Source organism: Enterovibrio calviensis DSM 14347, from assembly GCF_000621165.1.
GTDB classification, from domain to species: Bacteria; Pseudomonadota; Gammaproteobacteria; order Enterobacterales; family Vibrionaceae; genus Enterovibrio; species Enterovibrio calviensis.
Window position 1 is genome coordinate 611,039 of sequence record NZ_KK211217.1, and the last position, 19,648, is coordinate 630,686.

At 48.1% G+C, this 19,648-nt stretch carries 15 protein-coding genes and 1 pseudogene; 9 read left to right on the top strand and 7 right to left on the bottom strand.

What is annotated here, in order from left to right:
* Nucleotides 1–105 precede the first annotated feature (105 nt).
* Nucleotides 106–1,203, top strand: a complete 1,098-nt coding sequence (gene rluB / locus Q365_RS0121030; protein ID WP_028025209.1) for a 23S rRNA pseudouridine(2605) synthase RluB — start codon at nucleotides 106–108, stop codon at nucleotides 1,201–1,203.
* 74 nt (nucleotides 1,204–1,277) lie between these two features.
* Here rluB and Q365_RS0121035 read toward each other — a convergent pair whose 3' ends face one another.
* Nucleotides 1,278–2,018 (bottom strand): YciK family oxidoreductase, encoded by a 741-nt coding sequence (locus tag Q365_RS0121035; RefSeq protein ID WP_028025210.1) that lies wholly within the window; start codon nucleotides 2,016–2,018, stop codon nucleotides 1,278–1,280.
* Nucleotides 2,019–2,235: 217 nt separating this feature from the next.
* On the opposite strand from Q365_RS0121035, the gene sohB reads away from it, so the two are divergent.
* Together sohB and Q365_RS0121045 are read left to right on the top strand one after the other, a co-directional pair.
* Nucleotides 2,236–3,294, top strand: coding sequence for a protease SohB (sohB, locus tag Q365_RS0121040; RefSeq protein WP_028025211.1), 1,059 nt, complete (start codon nucleotides 2,236–2,238; stop codon nucleotides 3,292–3,294).
* A gap of 8 nt (nucleotides 3,295–3,302) precedes the next feature.
* A complete protein-coding gene (locus Q365_RS0121045) occupies nucleotides 3,303–3,719 on the top strand; it encodes a DUF805 domain-containing protein (protein WP_028025212.1) in 417 nt (138 codons plus the stop codon).
* Between the two features lie 87 nt (nucleotides 3,720–3,806).
* Here the strand turns inward: Q365_RS0121045 and Q365_RS0121050 are convergent, their stop codons facing one another.
* Nucleotides 3,807–4,052, bottom strand: a complete 246-nt coding sequence (locus Q365_RS0121050) for a YciN family protein (protein WP_028025213.1) — start codon at nucleotides 4,050–4,052, stop codon at nucleotides 3,807–3,809.
* Between the two features lie 402 nt (nucleotides 4,053–4,454).
* Between Q365_RS0121050 and topA the strand changes: the two genes are divergently transcribed.
* Nucleotides 4,455–7,076, top strand: a complete 2,622-nt coding sequence (gene topA / locus Q365_RS0121055) for a type I DNA topoisomerase (protein ID WP_028025214.1) — start codon at nucleotides 4,455–4,457, stop codon at nucleotides 7,074–7,076.
* Between the two features lie 112 nt (nucleotides 7,077–7,188).
* Here the strand turns inward: topA and Q365_RS0121060 are convergent, their stop codons facing one another.
* A complete protein-coding gene (locus Q365_RS0121060) occupies nucleotides 7,189–9,909 on the bottom strand; it encodes a nitrate reductase (RefSeq protein ID WP_051563842.1) in 2,721 nt (906 codons plus the stop codon).
* A gap of 457 nt (nucleotides 9,910–10,366) precedes the next feature.
* Here Q365_RS0121060 and cobA point away from each other — a divergent pair, with 457 nt between their 5' ends.
* From cobA to Q365_RS0121085, 5 genes are all read left to right on the top strand, one after another.
* Complete coding sequence (cobA, locus tag Q365_RS0121065; RefSeq protein WP_028025216.1) at nucleotides 10,367–11,299, top strand: uroporphyrinogen-III C-methyltransferase; 933 nt, start codon at nucleotides 10,367–10,369, stop codon at nucleotides 11,297–11,299.
* Nucleotides 11,300–11,309: 10 nt separating this feature from the next.
* Nucleotides 11,310–13,886 (top strand): nitrite reductase large subunit NirB, encoded by a 2,577-nt coding sequence (gene nirB / locus Q365_RS0121070; RefSeq protein WP_028025217.1) that lies wholly within the window; start codon nucleotides 11,310–11,312, stop codon nucleotides 13,884–13,886.
* A 10-nt stretch (nucleotides 13,887–13,896) separates the two neighbouring features.
* A complete protein-coding gene (gene nirD, locus Q365_RS0121075) occupies nucleotides 13,897–14,235 on the top strand; it encodes a nitrite reductase small subunit NirD (protein WP_028025218.1) in 339 nt (112 codons plus the stop codon).
* A gap of 260 nt (nucleotides 14,236–14,495) precedes the next feature.
* Nucleotides 14,496–15,971 (top strand): NarK family nitrate/nitrite MFS transporter, encoded by a 1,476-nt coding sequence (locus Q365_RS0121080; RefSeq protein ID WP_028025219.1) that lies wholly within the window; start codon nucleotides 14,496–14,498, stop codon nucleotides 15,969–15,971.
* A 2-nt stretch (nucleotides 15,972–15,973) separates the two neighbouring features.
* Nucleotides 15,974–17,773, top strand: a complete 1,800-nt coding sequence (locus Q365_RS0121085; protein ID WP_028025220.1) for a bifunctional protein-serine/threonine kinase/phosphatase — start codon at nucleotides 15,974–15,976, stop codon at nucleotides 17,771–17,773.
* Here the strand turns inward: Q365_RS0121085 and Q365_RS0121090 are convergent.
* The 4 genes and pseudogenes from Q365_RS0121090 to Q365_RS0121105 form a co-directional block, all read right to left on the bottom strand.
* Nucleotides 17,770–18,390 carry a LysE family translocator gene (locus Q365_RS0121090; protein ID WP_028025221.1) on the bottom strand — a complete coding sequence of 207 codons (621 nt, stop codon included), beginning with the start codon at nucleotides 18,388–18,390 and terminating at the stop codon, nucleotides 17,770–17,772. The genes Q365_RS0121085 and Q365_RS0121090 overlap by 4 nt on opposite strands.
* A 121-nt stretch (nucleotides 18,391–18,511) precedes the next feature.
* Nucleotides 18,512–18,760, bottom strand: a complete 249-nt coding sequence (locus Q365_RS0121095) for a hypothetical protein (RefSeq protein WP_028025222.1) — start codon at nucleotides 18,758–18,760, stop codon at nucleotides 18,512–18,514.
* A 222-nt stretch (nucleotides 18,761–18,982) separates the two neighbouring features.
* Nucleotides 18,983–19,246: a hypothetical protein gene (locus Q365_RS0121100; RefSeq protein WP_028025223.1), complete on the bottom strand. Its 264-nt coding sequence runs from the start codon at nucleotides 19,244–19,246 to the stop codon at nucleotides 18,983–18,985.
* Between the two features lie 84 nt (nucleotides 19,247–19,330).
* Nucleotides 19,331–19,648 (bottom strand): annotated as a pseudogene (locus Q365_RS0121105) (hypothetical protein); the annotation flags it as partial.

Below are 19,648 nucleotides of genomic sequence, written 5' to 3' on the forward strand. Positions count from 1 at the left end.
AATGGTGTATTTGAGCCAATTTAGGCATAATACGCTGTTGCCTCTTTTTTGGGGCGTTTCTTTCCGACATCGACGCCTGTGAAGGCGACAGTAAGGTAAACGTAAATGAGCGAAAAATTACAGAAGGTGTTAGCCCGTGCAGGTCTTGGTTCTCGTCGTGAGATCGAATCCCTGATACAAGAGGGTCGCGTCAGTATCAATGGCATTGTTGCCAAACTGGGTGATCGTCTTGATGATGTCAATGCTAACATTCGTGTTGACGGGCACAGTGTACAAGTTGCTGCGCCTTCTGAAGTTGTGTGCCGTGTAATGGCATACAACAAACCAGAAGGCGAGTTGTGCACACGCAGCGACCCTGAAGGTCGTCGTACCGTTTTTGATCGCCTCCCTCGTCTCAACGGTGCCCGCTGGGTCGCTGTAGGTCGTTTGGATGCGAATACGTCAGGTTTGATGCTGTTCACCACAGATGGTGAGTTGGCTAACCGCTTGATGCACCCAAGCCGTCAAGTAGAACGTGAATACATGGTTCGCGTGTTTGGCGAAGTGAATGAGCAGATGGTGAAAAACCTCGTCCGTGGCGTAACACTTGAAGACGGCGAAGCCCGTTTTGAAGATGTTGTTTACGCGGGCGGCGAAGGCATGAACCACACTTTCTATGTTGTGATCACTGAAGGTCGTAACCGCGAAGTCCGTCGTATGTGGGAATCACAGGGTGTAACGGTAAGCCGTCTTAAGCGTGTGCGTTACGGCAATCTGTATCTAAACAAAGAGCTACCTCGTGGTGGCTGGATGGAACTGGAACTGGAAGATGTGAACTACTTGCGTGAGTTGGTAGAGTTGCGTCCAGAGAAAGAAACCATGATTACGGTTGAAGCGCAGAAACGTAAAGCGCGTGGCCAGAAAATCCGTCGTGCGGTACGTCGTCACGAAGAGCGTGTTGAATCGGGTGAAGCTCGTAAACCGCGCCGTGGCGGTCAGCAAAGTAAGCCTGCTGCTCAGGGTAAACCTGCACAAGGCAAACCTGGCCAAGGTAAGCCAGCTCAGGGCAAACCTGCACAAGGTAAGCCTGCGCACGGAAAACCAAGTGGTAGACCAGCTCAAGGCAAACGTGGTGCCGGTCGCACTGGTAACTCGGGTCCAAACCGTGGCGGCCAATCGTCTTCTCGTCAAAAGCCGCAAGGTGATAAGCGCCAAGGGCGTTAAGCACCAAACGGAAATGAAAAAAGCCAGCAGAAATGCTGGCTTTTTTTTGTTGTCTATCTTGAGCTTAGCGACGTTTACTTTGGTTGTGCATCGATACATTGTCCGCTTACGCTAACCCCTTCTGGCGCCATTAGGTATAAATATAACGGCATGATATCCAGTGGGGTTTTCAGTTTGCTTGCTTCCTCAGCTGGGAAAGCAGAGGCGCGCATTTTAGTGCGAGTACCACCAGGATTAATGGCATTGACTTTTACGCTGGTGTTACTTAATTCGTCAGACAGCACTTGCATCATGCCTTCTGTCGCAAATTTCGACATGGCATAGGTGCCCCAGAAGGCGCGACCAGCATGACCCACGGTTGAAGATGTAAAGACCAGTCGAGCGTCATCTGATTTCTGTAATAGCGGTAACAAAGCTTGTGTCATCAAGAACGTGGCTTTCACATTAACTTGCATGACTTCATCAAACGCTTTCTCTTCAATCTGATCGAAAGGGCTCAAGACACCCAGCATGCCTGCATTGTGCAACACACCGTCAAGGCGACCAAATTGTTGCTCAATAGTATCTGCCATGTCCAAGTAGTGTTGGCGAGTGGCACCCAGCATATCAAGAGGTACAATGGCAGGTTGCGTGCAACCAGCGGCTTCTATCTCGTCGTAAACGCTTTCTAATTTCTTAACTGTGCGTCCTAGCAGAATAACGGTTGCACCGTGTTGTGCGTAACTGAGGGCGGCTTGTCGTCCAATACCATCTCCAGCACCCGTCACCAAAATGACCTTGCCGTCTAATGCGTTGGCTGCTACTTGATACTCCACGTTACAATATTCCTTTTTATCTTCGGCATTTCAGCCTGTTAATCTCAACGCCCACTTACTGAAACACTGAGGTGTTTCATCGCGGCTACAAGCCATTGTAAGGTGCTGAACCTCAATTAAACAACTGGCGAATACAAAGAAAACGACACGACACTTGCACTTTGCGGGTCGATGTTTAGTAGAATGGGCGTATATAACTATAAATGAGGAATACAGTTTGGAATTCTTGCTTGATTATGGCCTGTTCCTAGCAAAGATATTGACCTTTGCTGTGGCAGTCATCGCAGTACTGATTATCGCAAAAAGCGCGGGTGGCAAACAGGGTCAGAAAGGGGAGCTAGAAGTAACGAACCTGACTGAAAAACATAAGGATTTGATTCATTCCATGGAGTCTTATCTTTATGATGAAGCGGCACTAAAAGCCCGCGACAAAGCCGAGAAGAAAGCGGAAAAAGCCAAGGCTAAAGAAGCCAAAGCAGACGCTAAGAAAATGACCGACACCGTGTCATTGGAATCTAGCCGTAAGCCTCACGTTTTCGTTTTGGATTTTAAAGGCAGCATTGATGCCCGAGAAGTGACTGCATTGCGTGAAGAAGTCACCGCCGTGCTAGCGGTAGCCAAAGAAGGTGATGAAGTGTTGATTCGCCTCGAGAGTGGCGGCGGCATGGTGCACGCTTATGGCCTTGCTTCGTCGCAGCTAGACCGCATTAAGCAAGCTGGCATTCCGCTAACAGTTTCTGTTGATAAAGTTGCCGCAAGTGGCGGTTACATGATGGCGTGTGTGGCAGACAAAATTATTGCTGCTCCGTTTGCGGTTGTCGGTTCAATTGGCGTGATTGCGCAATTGCCAAATTTCAATAAATTGCTTAAAAAACATGATATTGAATTTGAGCAAATCACTGCAGGTGAGTTCAAACGTACTCTCACGATGTTTGGTGAAAACACCGACAAAGCGCGTGAGAAATTCATGACTGAATTAGAAGAAACGCACACCTTGTTTAAAGATTTTATTGCTGATCATCGTCCTTCGTTGGAACTTGAAAAAGTCGCGACAGGCGAGCATTGGTTTGGTAATCAGGCGTTGCCGTTGGGTTTGATCGACAAGATTGGAACCAGTGATGACTACTTGGTGTCTGCAGTAAAAGAGAAAGACGTTCTGGGCGTTCGTTACGTTCAGCGCAAAAAGCTCGCTGAGAAATTGGCAGGAGCATCAGCAGAAGCGGCAGATCGCCTACTGTTGAAGTGGATCAGCCGCGGTCAGCGACCAATCGTTTAGGAGTTTACATGAACAACCAAAAGTGGGCGTTGTTTTCATTCCAAGGTCGAATGAGACGCCGTGATTATTGGCTATATAGCTTGCCTGTATTGGTCATGGTATTGCCAACTTTGTTTTATCAAGGCGGAAACGTCCTGCTTGATGCACTTTCAATTGCGATTTCGATGTTTGCGATTTATGCCTCAATTGCACTAAACATCAAGCGTTTGAAAGATAGAAACAAGAGCCCTTGGTGGCTTGTTGTGACTTTCATACCATTGGTGGGTCCTATCTTTGCTTTGGTTGAATTGGGTATTCTCGATGGCACCCCAGGTCCAAATCAGTTTGGCCCAGATCCGAAAGGGCGTGGCGGAGACAAATCTGATCAGGGCGGTAACTCAATTCGCGAAGACAAAGAAAAAGACACCGCGGTGTTTGAGGGCTAAGCCCAAAATTTGGACAAAAAATGCCACCGCTGAGGTGGCATTTTTCTGGTAGGTATTGACGCTTATGATAGGGTCAATTACGCCAACTTACTGCAAGGTATACTGTTTCGAAAGCTGGTGGGCAAGATACTTGAACATATTGAAAACAGCGGTGGTTTTTGGCGTAGGCAGTCCGTTTTCATCCAAAAAATATTCGCCTTTAAAAACCATGACACCCGCTTTTTCATCGACGGAACTGGCCAGCATACCGTCTAGGTAAGCATCGTGGTCTTTGATCATTTGATTGGCGATGGTTAGCAACTCTTCGGCGCTAATCGGTGTTTTCTCAGACATACTTTTCTCGGGTAAATTGAAAAAGAGCGCCTATTATAGCGTGAGCGTCTATAAAAGAGGACATGGTTACGATTCCTTCGAATTGATCGTTACTCATGTAGCTAACTGTGAGCCAAGCCAGAAAAATTCGAAGTGAAATGGTAAATAGGTTGCGGTCAATGGTAATGATTAGCGCGCTTGCAAAAGTGAGACGACGCTAACCCTCCGGAAAAACCAGTTTGTTGTTTACAAGCACGTAACAACTGCGGGAGCTGCGACCAATCGGGGGGATTTAGAAAGAAACTGGTTGATATTCAGATCGACTCGCTCAATATTGTAAATAGCGTCAGTCACCATGGCATCACTGATTTTGCCATCTGGACTGACAGATTGAATTTTTAACGCGAGGGCGTATTGGTCATTATGGGTAAATCTCTCGTTATCGTGGAGTCCCCGGCAAAGGCAAAAACGATTAATAAATACCTGGGCAAAGACTTCATCGTTAAATCAAGCGTTGGTCATGTTCGGGATCTGCCTACCGGTGCTTCTCAAGGCGGCAAGAAAGCAGCGCCTATCTCAACCAAAGGGTTGAGTCCGGAAGAAAAAGAACGCATCAAGAAAGAAAAAGAGAAAAACTCGCTCATCAACAAAATGGGTGTTGACCCTTACCAAAATTGGAAAGCAAAGTACCAAGTGCTCCCAGGTAAGGAAAAAGTGGTTTCAGAGCTACAAGCGTTAGCAGAAAAAGCAGATTTTGTTTATCTCGCAACGGATTTGGACCGCGAAGGGGAAGCCATTGCTTGGCACCTGCGGGAACTGATCGGCGGTGATGAAAGCCGTTTTAAGCGCGTTGTCTTTAACGAAATTACTCAAAATGCTATCCAGCAAGCGTTCCAAGCGCCTGGTGAGTTGAACATGGATGGCGTGAATGCACAGCAAGCACGCCGCTTCCTGGATCGCGTTGTGGGCTTTATGGTGTCGCCGCTTCTTTGGAAGAAGGTTGCACGTGGTTTGTCAGCCGGTCGTGTTCAGTCAGTAGCTGTTAAGCTGCTTGTCGAACGCGAACATGAGATCAAGGCGTTTATCCCGCAAGAATATTGGGATATTCACGCTGATACCACAACGGCAAGCCAAAATGCGCTGCGCCTAGTGGTTGCTCAGCAAAACAGTGAAGCGTTCAAACCATTGAACGAAGCGCAAGCGATGGCCGCGACCGATGCATTGCAAAAAGCGACTTACAAAGTTGTGGATCGTGAAGACCGTCCGACGTCCAGTAAGCCGTCTGCACCGTTTATTACCTCGACGCTACAACAAGCGGCGAGTACGCGTATGGGCTTCGGCGTTAAGAAGACCATGATGTTGGCGCAGCGTCTGTACGAAGGTGGTTATATCACCTACATGCGTACCGACTCGACCAACTTGAGCCAAGAAGCGGTTGAATCTGCTCGTGAATATATTAACGGCGAGTATGGCGATAAGTATTTGCCATCATCACCGATAAAATACGGTTCGAAAGGCAATGCTCAAGAAGCGCACGAAGCGATTCGTCCTTCAAGCGTTGATGTGAAAGCCGATGATCTGCAGGGCATGGACCCAGATGCACATCGTCTGTATGACTTGATTTGGCGTCAGTTTGTTGCGTGTCAAATGACACCAGCGAAATACGATTCAGGCACGATCAGCGTAAAAGCGGGTGAATTTACCCTGAAAGCGAAAGGTCGTACCTTGCGTTTTGATGGTTGGACTCGCGTTCAACGTCCAATGGGCAAGAACGAAGATACAACGCTTCCACACGTTGATGTGGGCGAGATCTTGACGCTTGATAAGGTTGACCCTAAACAACACTTCACCAAGCCACCAGCACGCTTTACAGAAGCTGCATTGGTTAAAGAACTTGAGAAGCGTGGCATCGGTCGTCCTTCTACGTATGCATCGATCATTTCAACGATTCAAGATCGTGGTTATGTGCGCACCGAGCAACGTCGTTTCTATGCTGAAAAGATGGGCGAGATTGTTACCGACCGTCTCGACGACAGCTTTGCAGACTTGATGGACTATGACTTCACTGCGCGAATGGAGGGCAACCTCGATAAGATCGCAATGGGCAGTGAAGACTGGAAACAAGTACTGAACAACTTCTTCAAAGCGTTTACTGACGACTTGGGCAAGGCAGAGCTCGAAGAAACTGAAGGCGGAATGAAGCCTAACAGTATCGTCATGACGGATATTGACTGTCCAACCTGTGGTCGCAAGATGGGTATCCGTACCGCATCAACAGGCGTATTCCTAGGTTGTTCTGGTTACCAGTTGCCACCGAAAGAGCGATGCAAAACCACCATCAACTTGATGGATGAAGAAGGCATCGTTAACGTACTGGAAGAAGACGTTGAAACCGCCGCGCTGCGAGCGAAGAAACGTTGTCCGAAGTGCGAAACTGCAATGGACGCGTATCTGATTGACCAAGATCGTAAACTGCACGTTTGTGGTAACAACCCAAGCTGTGATGGTTACCTGATCGAAAAAGGCGAATTCAAGCTGAAAGGCTATGAAGGGCCGATGGTTGAGTGTGACAAATGTGGTTCTGACATGGTGCTGAAAAACGGCCGTTTCGGTAAGTACATGGGTTGTACCAACGAAACCTGTAAGAACACGCGTAAGATTTTGAAGAACGGTGAAATTGCGCCACCAAAAGAAGATCCGGTGCATTTCCCTGAGCTACCTTGTGAAAACTCAGACGCATACTTTGTGCTTCGCGATGGTGCATCAGGCTTGTTCTTTGCGGCGAGTAACTTCCCTAAATCACGCGAAACTCGCGCGCCTTTGGTTGAAGAGCTTGCTCGCTTTAAAGATCGCATCCCAGAGAAATATCAGTATCTGGCCGATGCCCCAGCGCAAGACCCTGATGGTCGCAAAGCTGTGGTTCGCTTTAGCCGTAAGAGCAAAGAGAACTACGTGCGTACCGAAGAAGAAGGTAAGCCATCCGGTTGGACTGGTTTACTTATCGACGGTAAATGGGAAATCACAGATAAGCGCAAGAAGAAGTAATTCTTTGATGTGACAATGGAAAAGGCAGCCAGTTGGCTGCCTTTTTTTGTGCTGGCGATAGCGGTACAAAAGCAGAATTGAGCGACGCTCCGTCGTACGTTTTTCTCGCTTCTTATCCCACCTTTCTTTGCGCTAACTTCCGCGCACAGACGCGATCGACAATGTTGCCTATTTCTGCCGTGCAACTGCCGCACCCTGTTCCCGCTTGTGTTCGTTCGCTTACCTCTTTAATGCTTTCCGCTTTGCCTTCAGTCAAGGCGATTTCAATGGTGTCCAGTGAGACCTGTTTACAGGCGCAAATGATCGGAGAGCGTGCTGCCAACGAACCAGACAAAAAGGCATGAATGTCTTGGCTATCGAACTGGCTAGCAAGCAGTTGTGATATATCGGGTTGTTGGCTTTCTTGTTTTAAGGTGAAGACCGAGAAGGCAAATAACGGTGTTTTGTCTTGGTAAACCACGACACGACGACCATGCTCTGCATTTCCGTGAACGAGGAAAGGGCTTTCGGGAGAGGCTAATGCCCTAAGCTTAGATGATACTGATGCGCAGCTTTCTTTGAATTGGAAGTGGTACAGATAACCTCCCTCGATGGCCTGAAGCACCCAATAGTCGGCATCAAATGTTTGGAGCTGCTGTTTAGTCAGCCGAGTTTGCGTGACCAAGCTGGCCGCACTTTGCATCTTCAAAGGTTTGATCGAAACTGGCGTGGCTTTAAATTCGGGCTGACCTGAAATAGGATCGGTGTGTGCGGGGATCACCGCCGTTACCTTGCCACCTGAGCAATTCATCTTGTTCCAATGAATTGGCCCGAAGCTTTGCCCGGGGGTGACGCGATTGGTCACGTGAGCTTTGAATACCTGTTCTCCTACCTGGCTAATCACATTGACCAATTGGCCTTCTTTGATGCCCCTGTCGGTCGCGTCAAAGGGATTGATCTCGATAATAGGTTCGATGGTGTGGGAATTTAATGCCGCAGACAGCCCTGTACGCGTCATGGTGTGCCATTGGTCTCTAATTCGCCCAGAGTTAAGGATCATGCTGTATTGCTGTGTGATAGGGCTTACAGGCGCTTTGTGATTAACCGCGATAAACCGCGCTTTTCCGTCAGGCGTGGAAAAGTCGCCTTTCGCAAAAAGTCTTCCTGATGTGCGTTCTTCCTCGGTAATCGGCCAACGCATTGGGGAGAAGGTGTGATAGTCTTCCACGGTTATAGCGTCTAATGCAGAAAGATTCAGCTTCCGTTTTGTCGTATCGCCCTCATGATTTCCGATCATCGTCATGGCCACATACTCTTGGAAAATATGAGCTTCCGTTGGGTAATCGAAGGCGTGATGAAACCCCATTCGTTTGCCCACTTCACTCACTATCCACCAATCGGGTTTACCTTCTCCCGGCGTTGGCAGTAATCGACGCTGACGAGAAATCATGCGTTCTGAATTGGTTACCGTGCCCGATTTCTCACTCCAACCTTGCGCGGGTAGCTTCACCTCGGCGTAATCCAAGGTCTCCGACGTTGAAACACAATCAGACACAATGACCAGTGGGCATTTCTCCAAAATTTTCGCGATTCGGTCACTTTCAGGCAGGCTGACTGCAGGGTTTGTTGCCATGACCCACAACGCTTTTATTTTGCCGCTTTCAATGGCGTCGAACATGTCGATGGCTTTCAAGCCTTGTTGTGTCGCCAATCTGTCGGTTTGCCAAAAATCACTGACCAATGCCGAGTGCGCGTCATTGCCAAATTCCAAATGTGCCGCAAGCGTATTTGCAAGCCCGCCAACTTCTCGTCCTCCCATGGCGTTAGGCTGGCCGGTAATTGAAAACGGCGTGCTGCCGGGAAGGCCAACGCGCCCAGTCGCTAAGTGGCAGTTAATAATGCTGTTGGCATTGTCAGTGCCGCTGGTGGATTGATTCACGCCTTGAGAAAACATAGTGACGGTTCTGACGTGTTGGCGAAACAAACGATAAAAGGTTTCAATGTCCGCCAGTTTCAATCCCGTTGCTGAAGCGACGGCTGCCACTGTATCAAATCGCTGGGCTTGAATAAGGGCCTCGTCTAATCCTGTCGTATGGTTGGCAATGTAACTTTGATTTAGCTGTCCATGCTTGGAGAGATCGGCCAGCAAGCCGTTGAATAGCGCAATATCACTACCGGGAGAGAGTGGCAGGTGCAGATCGGCGATTTCGCATGTACTGGTTCTGCGCGGGTCGATAACCACGACTTTGGTGCCGCGTTGTTCCTTTGCCGCTTTCAAGCGTTGATATAAAACGGGGTGACACCAAGCGAGGTTAGAGCCCACAAGTACCACCAGATCGGCAATCTCTAAATCCTCATACGTGCCCGGTACGCAATCTTCTCCAAAGGCGCGTTTATGTCCTGCCACCGCAGACGCCATGCAAAGACGAGAGTTTGTATCGATGTTGGCCGAACCAATAAAGCCTTTCATCAACTTGTTAACGACGTAATAGTCTTCTGTGAGTAATTGCCCAGACACATAAAACGCGACCGCATCGGGGCCATGCTCTTGAATGATATTGTTGAATGATGTCGCAACGTGCTCCAACGCTGTGTTCCAAGTTGTCGCTTTCCCGTCGATTGACGGGACGAGAAGTCGATCTTTATCCGTGACGGTGTCACCGAGTGATAATCCTTTGGAGCAGAGTCGCCCAAAATTGGCAGGGTGAGATTCATCACCTCTAACGTCGAGCTTACCGGATGCATTAGCCCTAGCTTCGATGCCACAACCGACACCGCAATACGCACACGTAGACTTGATCCATTCGCTTTTGTTTTTCTCGGCCTTTATTTGGATATTTTCCACGTCACCCACCCATTGCTAACTTCATTATTAATATCTCCAGTTTTACTGAGCAATATATGCGCCAGCTTTGAATTTAATGGATGGCTAAATAAATTATTTGGCTGGCCTAATGATTTTCTAAGTGAAAAGAATGAACTATTTATGGTTTTCATCTTGCGCCAATAGGGTGCGAAGGCGTGAATGTTCCACATGGGCCTGTTTATTCTGGTGCAATGTAATGAAGTGGTGCACGTAAAAAGGGCAGAGATAAAACATTTTGTAGGAAGTGAGAACGGCAGGCTCTAATGCGGGTTTTGAAAATAAACCAATAAAACCAGATATCTGTGTTTTATTTTTCGATTGGCTTCTGTGCTGGCACTCAATTTGCTCTATTGATAGAAAAATAGAAAGCGACAAGTTCATAAACGTAAATGTGAAAACTTTCTTCGTTTGTTAATTATCGTATGGGAGCAATGGTGAGGTCAGGATGGCAAATGAAAAATATTCAGTGACGCCGAAAAGACAAAGTTTGAAACGCGAAGAGGTTTTAAAGGAAACACGAGTTTCTGCTATTACGTCTTGTGATTTTAGTGGCATTAAAACGAAAAAAACTATAACGAAAGAAAGCCACAGAACAAATGGGACTGTCTTTCTGGTTGGTGCGGGCCCAGGCGACCCAGATTTATTGACCATTAAAGCGTTGCGTTGCATTCAACAGGCCGATGTTGTCGTGTATGACCGACTCGTCAGCGCCGAGATTCTCTCGCTCATTCCTTCAGACAAAGACATTTTCTACGTCGGTAAAGCCAAAGGTGCACACAGTGTCCCCCAGAATGATACCAACGCCTTGTTGGTTGAATTGGCGCGGCGTGGCAAGGATGTGTGTCGATTAAAAGGAGGAGACGCCTTTGTCTTTGGCCGAGGCGGGGAAGAAATGCAAACCCTGCATCAGGAAGACATTCAGGTCGAAGTCATTCCCGGAATCACAGCCGCATCCGGCTGCACCAGTTATGCAGGTATTCCTCTTACTCATCGCGGTTTATCACAAGGCTGCACCTTGGTGACAGCGCACGCCGAAAAAGATTTGTCAGTGAATTGGAAAGCACTCGCCGCGTTGGATCACACCTTGGTGTTCTACATGGGGCTGTCGAAGCTGGCCCTCATCAGCGAAGAACTCTCTCAAGCCGGTTTGCCTTTAACAACGCCTGTCGCGGTGATTGAAAAAGGGTGTACCGCGGACCAGCGCGTATTTATCAGCGACCTCGCCACGATCAAGGATGCCATCAAGCATGAAGCGGTGGTGTCACCGTCATTGATTGTCGTGGGCAAGGTTGTCTCGCTGGCAAAAGAATTGGATTGGTTTATTACGCAGACCACAGCACATCTCGATATCGATCATATTGAAAAGCTTTCTGCATAAGGATTTAACAATGGAAAAGAAACGTATTGTCGTTATCGGCAACGGCATGGTGGGGCATCGATTCATCGATGAATTGTCCCAGAAAAACAGCGACGCTCAGTTTGAGATCATTACCTTTTCAGAAGAACCGCGCTTAGCGTATGACCGCGTTCAACTCAGCAGCTTTTTTAGCGGCAAAGATGCCGACGATCTCATGCTGACCAGCGAAAACGAATACAAAGAGAAAGGCATCACGTACTTCTTGAACGAGAAAGTGGTGTCAATTCAGCGCGAGAATAAATTGGTGGTGACAGACCAAGGTCGAGAGATTGCTTACGACAGCTTGGTGCTCGCCACTGGCTCATACCCGTTTGTCCCACCCATTCCTGGTAACGAGCAGCCGCATTGCCACGTGTATCGTACCATCGAAGATTTAGAAGCCATTCGCGCTTCAGGTGACAGCAGCAAAGTTGGCGTCGTCATTGGTGGTGGTTTGTTGGGATTAGAAGCCGCAAACGCCATTCAAAACATGGGGCTCGAAACCCATGTGGTTGAGTTTGCTCCACGTTTGATGGCGGTGCAATTGGACGATGGCGGCGGCGAGCTGTTGAAACAAAAAATCACGGCATTAGGCGTGAATGTTCACACCGAAAAAGCCACGACAAACATCGCTCAAGGTGATTCTAGTCGTTACAAGTTAACGTTTGCAGATGGCTCTGAGCTTGAAACTGACATGGTGGTGTTCTCTGCGGGTATTCGCCCTCAAGATGAACTCGCCAAAGCCCATGATCTGCCCTTGGGTGAACGCGGTGGCATCGTCATCAATAACCAATGCCAAACCAACGATAGCGACATATACGCCATTGGTGAATGTGCACTTTGGGAAGGGAAAATCTTTGGCTTAGTCGCGCCGGGATACCAAATGGCGAAGGTCGCGGTCGCATCAATTTGCGGCACCGAAGCCGAGTTCAAAGGTGCTGACATGAGCACCAAGCTCAAATTGTTGGGTGTGGATGTTGCCAGTATCGGTGATGCGCAAGGTTCAACGCCGGGTGCGCAGTCTTACACATTCTCGGACGGAATCGAGCAAGTCTACAAACGCATCATCGTTTCTGAAGATGGAAAAACCTTGCTAGGCGCGGTGCTGGTCGGTGACGTTGAAAGCTACCCGAACCTGCTGCAAACCATGCTTAACGGTTTACCACTGCCTGAGTTCCCGTCGGTGCTGCTCTTGTCTAATGGCGCGGCTGACAGTGATTCTGGGGCGGCGGGTTTGTCGAACTTACCCGATGAAGCGCAGATTTGTTCGTGTTACGACGTGAGTAAAGGCTGCATCAAAACAGCGGTTGCGTCGGGTTGCACCAGCATGGCGGATTTGAAAGCGGAAACCAAAGCCTCGACAGGCTGTGGTGGCTGTGCGGCGCTGACCAAACAAGTGATGGATGCGGAACTTGCTGCGCTCGGCCACGAGGTGAATAACAACCTGTGTGAGCACTTTGAATACACGCGCCAAGAATTGGCGGACATTGTCCGTATCAAGAAAATCAAAACCTTTGATGAGCTGCTCGAAAGCCACGGTAAGGGATTGGGCTGTGATGTGTGTAAGCCGACTGTCGCGTCGATCTTGGCATCATTCTGGAACGACTATGTGCTGAAAAACGAGCACATGGGGCTGCAAGACACCAACGACATTTACCTCGGTAACATGCAAAAAGACGGCACCTATTCTGTCGTGCCACGCGTGGCTGGCGGCGAAATCACCCCCGACAAATTGATTGTGCTAGGGCAGGTCGCGAAAGACTACAACCTCTATACCAAAGTGACGGGTGGTCAGCGCATTGACTTGTTTGGCGCGCAGTTACATGAATTGCCGGAAATTTGGAAGATTCTCGTCGATGCAGGGTTTGAAACCGGGCATGCCTACGGGAAATCGGTTCGAACGGTGAAATCCTGTGTCGGTTCTACATGGTGTCGCTATGGCGTGGATGACAGCGTGGGCTTCGCCATCAACATCGAAGATCGCTACAAAGGGCTTCGCTCTCCGCACAAACTGAAATTTGCTGTGTCAGGCTGTACGCGCGAATGTGCCGAAGCTCAATCGAAAGACATTGGCATTATCGCGACAGAAAACGGCTGGAACTTGTATGTCTGTGGTAATGGCGGCATGCGCCCGCGTCATGCTGATTTGTTTGCTTCCGACCTTGATCGTGAAACTCTGATCAAATACATCGACCGTATCTTGATGTTCTACATCCGCACCGCAGACCGTTTACAGCGTACCTCTGTGTGGCTGGAAAACCTTGAAGGCGGATTGGACTACCTGAAGCAAGTGGTGATTGAAGACAAACTCGCCATTGGCGAAGAGTTGGAAGCAGAGATGGCAGGCAGCCTGGGTCAGTACCAATGTGAATGGAAAACCACCATCGAATCACCAGAAAAGCTCAAGCGCTTTAAACACTTCGTCAACAGCGACCAAGCTGACAGTGGTTTGAAATATATCACTGAGCGAGGGCAGCGTGTCCCTGCTCCCACTGTGCAAATTGTAGAGCCTTCTGCGGTGGCGGTTGAACCAGAAAAACGCATTGATGTTGTAGAGATTGAAGGGTAGGAGAGACGACATGTATCAGTGGCAAACCATTTGCGATAAGACAGATTTGGTAGAGAACACGGGCATCTGTGCGCTGTTTAATGAAAAGCAGGTCGCCATCTTTCTCTGCGGAAAAACCGACACGCTTTACGCTATCGACAACTTCGACCCGATTGGGAAAGCAAACGTGCTTTCGCGCGGGCTGCTTGGGTCCATTGGCGAAAAAACCGTGATTGCCTCTCCGCTGTATAAGCAGCACTTTTGCCTCACCAGTGGAGAGTGCATTGAGGACGAATCTGTGTCAGTCATTACCTATCCCGTTCGACAGCATGAAGGTGCTGTTCAATTAGGAATGACGACTATCGATTAAACCGATGCATAAATTAACAGTGCGGGCTTTTGCCGCGTAATTGGGTGAACCCGCTCTGTTTCCAATCCTCAATTGGAAACGTGCTTTTAGAAACGGTTTTTTAAAACCAGTTTTGAAATCCGAGCTTTGGCGCTTTCAGCGCAAGCGAGGGTTGGACAAGTGCGTTCAAAATAAGGGAATGATGAAAAACCAAAGATATTAAAACTACAGAAATAAAACGTTGTAGTTCAAAGGATTATTTATTGACGAGGACAGGAATTATGTCAGGTAGCGAGAAGTTCAACATACTCTCCTTTACAGGGAAAATGAAAATACTTCATTTAAGTTGGTTCGCCTTTTTTATTACCTTTGTGGTGTGGTTTAACTTTGCCCCATTGCTGCAATCGGTAAAGGAATCATTAGGATTAACCACTGCAGAAATTAAAACACTCCTTATTCTTAACGTCGCCTTTACCATACCTGCACGGGTGGTTGTTGGCATGCTCACCGACAAATACGGGCCGCGCTTGGTTTACTCACTTTTGCTCGCGATTTGTTCTATTCCCTGTTTCGTGTTCGCCCTCTCCGATAACTTTGTTCAAGCCGCGATTGCGCGCTTTGCTCTGGGTTTGATCGGTGCAGGTTTCGTTATCGGTATTCGCTTGGTATCAGAGTGGTTCCCACATAACGAATTGGGCACGGCAGAAGGCATTTACGGCGGTTGGGGTAACTTTGGTTCAGCAGCCGCTGCATTCACCCTTCCAACGGTTGCAGTGATGTTTGGTGGTGAAGACGGCTGGCGTTACGCCATGGGTATTACAGGCCTGATGAGTTTGTTCTTCTCGGTTATTTTCTACCGCAGCGTCACCGATACGCCGAAAGGCGCGACCTACTACAAGCCGAAAAATGGCGGCGCAATGGAAGTGACCTCTAAGAGTGACTTCTACTTGTTGCTGCTGATGAAAATGCCGATGTATGGAGCACTCGCTTTGCTAGCGTGGAAACTGTCGCCATCAGGCATTGGTATGTTCTCAGACTCGGTGGTGATCGCTATCTATGTGTCTCTTGCGCTGATCTATGCGTTCGATACCGCCCAAGTGTGGAAAGTGAACAAGCATGTGTTTGTAGAGCCTGTGCCCGAAATCCATCAGTACAAGTTTAAGCAAGTTGCGGTACTAAACGTACTCTACTTCGCGACTTTCGGTTCTGAGCTGGCGGTAGTTTCCATGTTGCCGCTGTTCTTTGCTGACACGTTCGAACTGACCCCTGTTATTGCGGGTATGGTCGCATCGGCATACGCCTTCATGAACTTGATGTCTCGCCCGGGTGGCGGTTGGTTGTCGGATAAATTTGGTCGAAAACCGACCCTGCTTATCCTGACGGCTGGCTTGGCAGTGGGTTACTTTGTGATGGGACAAGTTGATGGCGCATGGCCTGTATGGCTGGCGGTTGTCGCAGCAATGGGTTGTTCGTTCTTCGTGCAATCGGGCGAAGGGGCAGTATTTGCAGCCGTGCCATTGATCAAACGTCGCATGACAGGCCAAATTGCAGGCATGACAGGCGCATACGGCAACGTGGGTGCTGTTGTATATCTCACCGTGTTGTCGCTGGTGGATTACAGCACTTTCTTCTTAATCATTGCCGGAACAGCGGTACTTGGTTTTATCACGCTACTCTTTATGGAAGAGCCTTCAGGCCAGATTGCTGAAGTGAACGAGGATGGTTCGATCACCATGATTGACGTAGCGAAAGCCTAAGTATGAAACCCGAGGTATTGTCCACGCCTTACATGGCGTCTCATGCCGCGAAAGAGTCCGAGAAGCTTGCTTCTCGGCTCGTCGTTCGTGCCGGAGGGTGTTCTGTTGCGGGGCGAAAGCCCCCAAATCAAGATGCTTTCGCCGTTAAAATTCCCACTAACTTGAGTGAACTCAAACACAAAGGCGTGGTGGCAACCATTGCCGATGGCGTGAGCTCAAGCGAGGTCAGCCAAAAAGCCAGTGAAACCAGTGTGACGGAATTCATTAATGACTATATGGATACGCCGAACACCTGGTCTGTTAAAGACTCGGCAGGGGCGGTACTTAAATCCATCAACCATTGGCTTTTCCATCACGCAAAACAAGATGGCGAGAAATCCAATGCCATGGTCGCGGCATTTACGGGCGTTGTCGTTAAATCCAACACCGCACATCTCTTTCACATGGGTGACTGTCGTGTTTACCTTCTTCGAGATAAAACGCTCACTCAGCTAACTCAAGACCACCGCCGCTACACGAGCAAAACACAGCACCACTTAACGCGTGCACTCGGCATTGATAGCCATTTGGAAGTCGACTACAAGTTGTCAGCCGTCCAAGCCGGTGATGTGTTGCTGATGACCACAGACGGCATTCATGATGCCTTGCCAGAAAACGATATTCTCTCGTTCTTAAACGAGAGTTTAGGTCGCGACAATGAAGATCTTGAAGCCATCGCAAGCAAACTGGTGGACGGTGCGCTGGCGGCGGGCAGTGATGACAATATATCCTGCCTATTTCTCGCCATTGATGAATTACCGAAAGCAGCCTTTGATGAGGCGTTTCGTCATCGCGCTGAACAAGTCATTCCTCCCGTGTTGTCAGAAGGGCAACAGATCGACCATTTCCAGATCAAACGCGTTATATACAGCGGCAGCCGAAGCCATTTGTACTTAGCGAGAAGCACGAAAGACGATAAGCAATACGTATTGAAAATGCCGTCTCAAAATTTCGCAGATGATGAGGTGTATCTTTCTGGATTTATTCGAGAAGGGTGGATCGGAGAACAAGTTCGAAAACGGGGCGTGATGAAGATTCACACACAAACTTGGCAATCGCGTTTTCTTTATCATGTTTGTGATTTCGTGGAGGGTATGACGCTCAGGCAATGGATGTTGGATAACCCGACACCCATGCTCTCTCAAATTCGACCATTAGCCAAAGGCGCGATTCGTTCGATGCGAGTCTTACAACGCATGGCAGTGGTGCATCGCGACATCAAGCCGGACAACTTGATGGTGGATAAGGACATGAACGTTGTATTGATTGATTACGGCACAGCACAAGCGCAAGGGTTAGAGGAACTGTCAGGGCATGTGGAAGAAAGCTACCCCGTTGGCGATTTAAATTATGCCGCACCTGAGTATTTGAAGGGCAACAAAGCCACCTTGTCGTCAGACGTCTATTCACTCGGCGTGACCTTCTACGAAATGCTCACTGGGCATTTGCCGTATAAGCCTGTGAATGCGTCAAACCCACGAGTATCAAATCGACAAACCTACACCCCTGCAGTGGTGTTTCGGCCTGACGTGCCTGATTGGTTCGATGCGGCGCTGAAAAAGGCGTGCCATTCCATTCCAGCTGCGCGGTATGACGTGCTGTCAGAGTTTGAGCAAGATTTGCTGACCCCTAATCGGGAGCTAGAAAAGGCGAGCCAACAGCGCGCGATGATCGAAAAAGACCCCGTGCGCTTTTGGAAAGGATTATCCGTGGTGTTGTTTTCGATGGTGGTGTTGCTTACGGCGCTGCTTGTTCAGGCTTAGCGTTGCGCGGTTAACGCAAGCATGACACCCACGCCCATGAACGTGCCGCCAAATGTACGTGGCAACCATTTCGAATTAGCAAGGCGCTTGGAGCGCGTGAAGGCTTTCACGCCCCAATAGCCATACCCGCACAGACAGGTGATTGAACAGCACATGAGCGTGATTACCAGCAAAGAAAACTGAGGCAATAGCGCTTCGTTGATATTGATAAACTGCGGAAACAATGCCGTGGTAAAGACGATGGCTTTCGGGTTGGTAAGGGCAACCAGCACGCCTTGTAAGTAGTAGCTTTTGGTATTCACCGCTTTAGGTGCATCATCCAATGAAATCGCCATGCCGTTTCGCCACGTTTTTATCCCGAGGTAAAACAGGTAGCACGCCCCCAGCACTTTGATCACCAAAAACGCGGTGGCGGAGCTCAATACCAAGGCACTCAGCCCCAAGACTGAAAACGAAGACATCAGAAATAGCCCCGTGACATTCCCCAAAATCGTGAACACCGCTTTTTTCAACCCCGAACGAAGCGAATGCGTCATCACCAGTAAGATTGCAGGCCCTGGAGAAAGCGCTGCTAAAAAAGCAATTGTCAGAAAAGCGAGCCAGGTTTCGAACGTCATTGTTGCCATCCTTGATGTGTTGTTGTCAGTGTTTCGAAGTCATGCTCCGTCGAAGGCTGTGGCGGTTTCGTCCGTCCTCGATGATGCAGTTGGTCGTTATCTTTCAGCACACGATATATGCTTACCTTACAATATCTTCAATTTCTAATTCAGTAAGTTCTCTTTCTAGTAAATCAGATTTTTCAGATATTCTTCTATCTTCCTCACTAGCAGTGTAAGCTTCAGAAAAATCCTCTCCACGGCGTATTATGTCTCTGATTCTATCCATAACGAAGCCGTCATACAGTGGATGTGAACCGAAGTGTTTGGCAAGTCCTAAAAGCTGTGAGTCTGCATGATTTTTTGATGGTAAAGGAATGTGATTTGTCATCACATCTCGGTGATTATACCCAAGTAACCTGAAGATGCAGGATTCAGTAAACTCGCCCGAAGGGAGGCCATCAGAGCGTCCACTTCATCGTTAAATCCCTGTGAAATAGAATGACTATTCCTACAAGAATTTGCCTCGAATTGAACACTCTGATGGCCTCTGAAATCGAGCATCTTCAGGTTGCTTGGGTATATATGTGTAATTTTCCGCATTTGAAATTGTTTAAAAGTAATCCGCGAACTCTACGCTCTTGTATACATTACTTGGGGTGAGATGATGTTCTTGAAGCACATGACCAAATTCGCTTCTTGCACCCTTGCCTTTAATATGTGGCGAAATAAACCAATAATCAATCTCACCTACTTCGTCACCATTTCTTTCCCTTGTTACCATGGCAAGGTGAGGCGAAGTATTATATGTAAGAGTGATTTTTTCGAAACCGGTATTGTCGGGATCGTAATTACTTTTGTATGCAATAATATCCATCTATGTCACCACAACTTTTATATAACACGAGAAAATCATAGGCTATGTAATACGCAGCCTTAATGTTTGTAAACGTCAATCTCTTTATTTTTCTATCAGAACATTTACAAACATCACATCTACATTAGAAAAATCATTTTTCTTTACAATATCTAACAGACGATCTGAAATTATTTTCCTGGCCCCTAATCTCATATCATACCAAGCGGCTTTTCCTAAAACTCTATCCGCATAAAGATTGATATTTTCGGTGTAGGTATAAGTAAGAGCAGAGTCTTCCATAATTTCCAAGCCTGCCACAGGTTTAATTCCTCCTGAATCAAGCCTTATTGCGTCTACAACGTTAAGTATTTTCCAAAAAAATGCATCTCCTAGCTTTTTTGATTCTGTATTGAAAATTTC

Bases quoted from the DNA above. Each gene is read 5' to 3' on its own strand.
- rluB (WP_028025209.1), top strand. From the start codon at position 106: ATGAGCGAAAAATTACAGAAGGTGTTAGCCCGTGCAGGTCTTGGTTCT.
- Q365_RS0121045 (WP_028025212.1), top strand. From the start codon at position 3,303: ATGAACAACCAAAAGTGGGCGTTGTTTTCATTCCAAGGTCGAATGAGA.
- Q365_RS0121050 (WP_028025213.1), bottom strand. From the start codon at position 4,052: ATGTCTGAGAAAACACCGATTAGCGCCGAAGAGTTGCTAACCATCGCC.
- topA (WP_028025214.1), top strand. From the start codon at position 4,455: ATGGGTAAATCTCTCGTTATCGTGGAGTCCCCGGCAAAGGCAAAAACG.
- cobA (WP_028025216.1), top strand. From the start codon at position 10,367: ATGGCAAATGAAAAATATTCAGTGACGCCGAAAAGACAAAGTTTGAAA.
- nirB (WP_028025217.1), top strand. From the start codon at position 11,310: ATGGAAAAGAAACGTATTGTCGTTATCGGCAACGGCATGGTGGGGCAT.
- nirD (WP_028025218.1), top strand. From the start codon at position 13,897: ATGTATCAGTGGCAAACCATTTGCGATAAGACAGATTTGGTAGAGAAC.
- Q365_RS0121080 (WP_028025219.1), top strand. From the start codon at position 14,496: ATGTCAGGTAGCGAGAAGTTCAACATACTCTCCTTTACAGGGAAAATG.
- Q365_RS0121085 (WP_028025220.1), top strand. From the start codon at position 15,974: ATGAAACCCGAGGTATTGTCCACGCCTTACATGGCGTCTCATGCCGCG.
- Q365_RS0121090 (WP_028025221.1), bottom strand. From the start codon at position 18,390: ATGACGTTCGAAACCTGGCTCGCTTTTCTGACAATTGCTTTTTTAGCA.
- Q365_RS0121095 (WP_028025222.1), bottom strand. From the start codon at position 18,760: ATGACAAATCACATTCCTTTACCATCAAAAAATCATGCAGACTCACAG.
- Q365_RS0121100 (WP_028025223.1), bottom strand. From the start codon at position 19,246: ATGGATATTATTGCATACAAAAGTAATTACGATCCCGACAATACCGGT.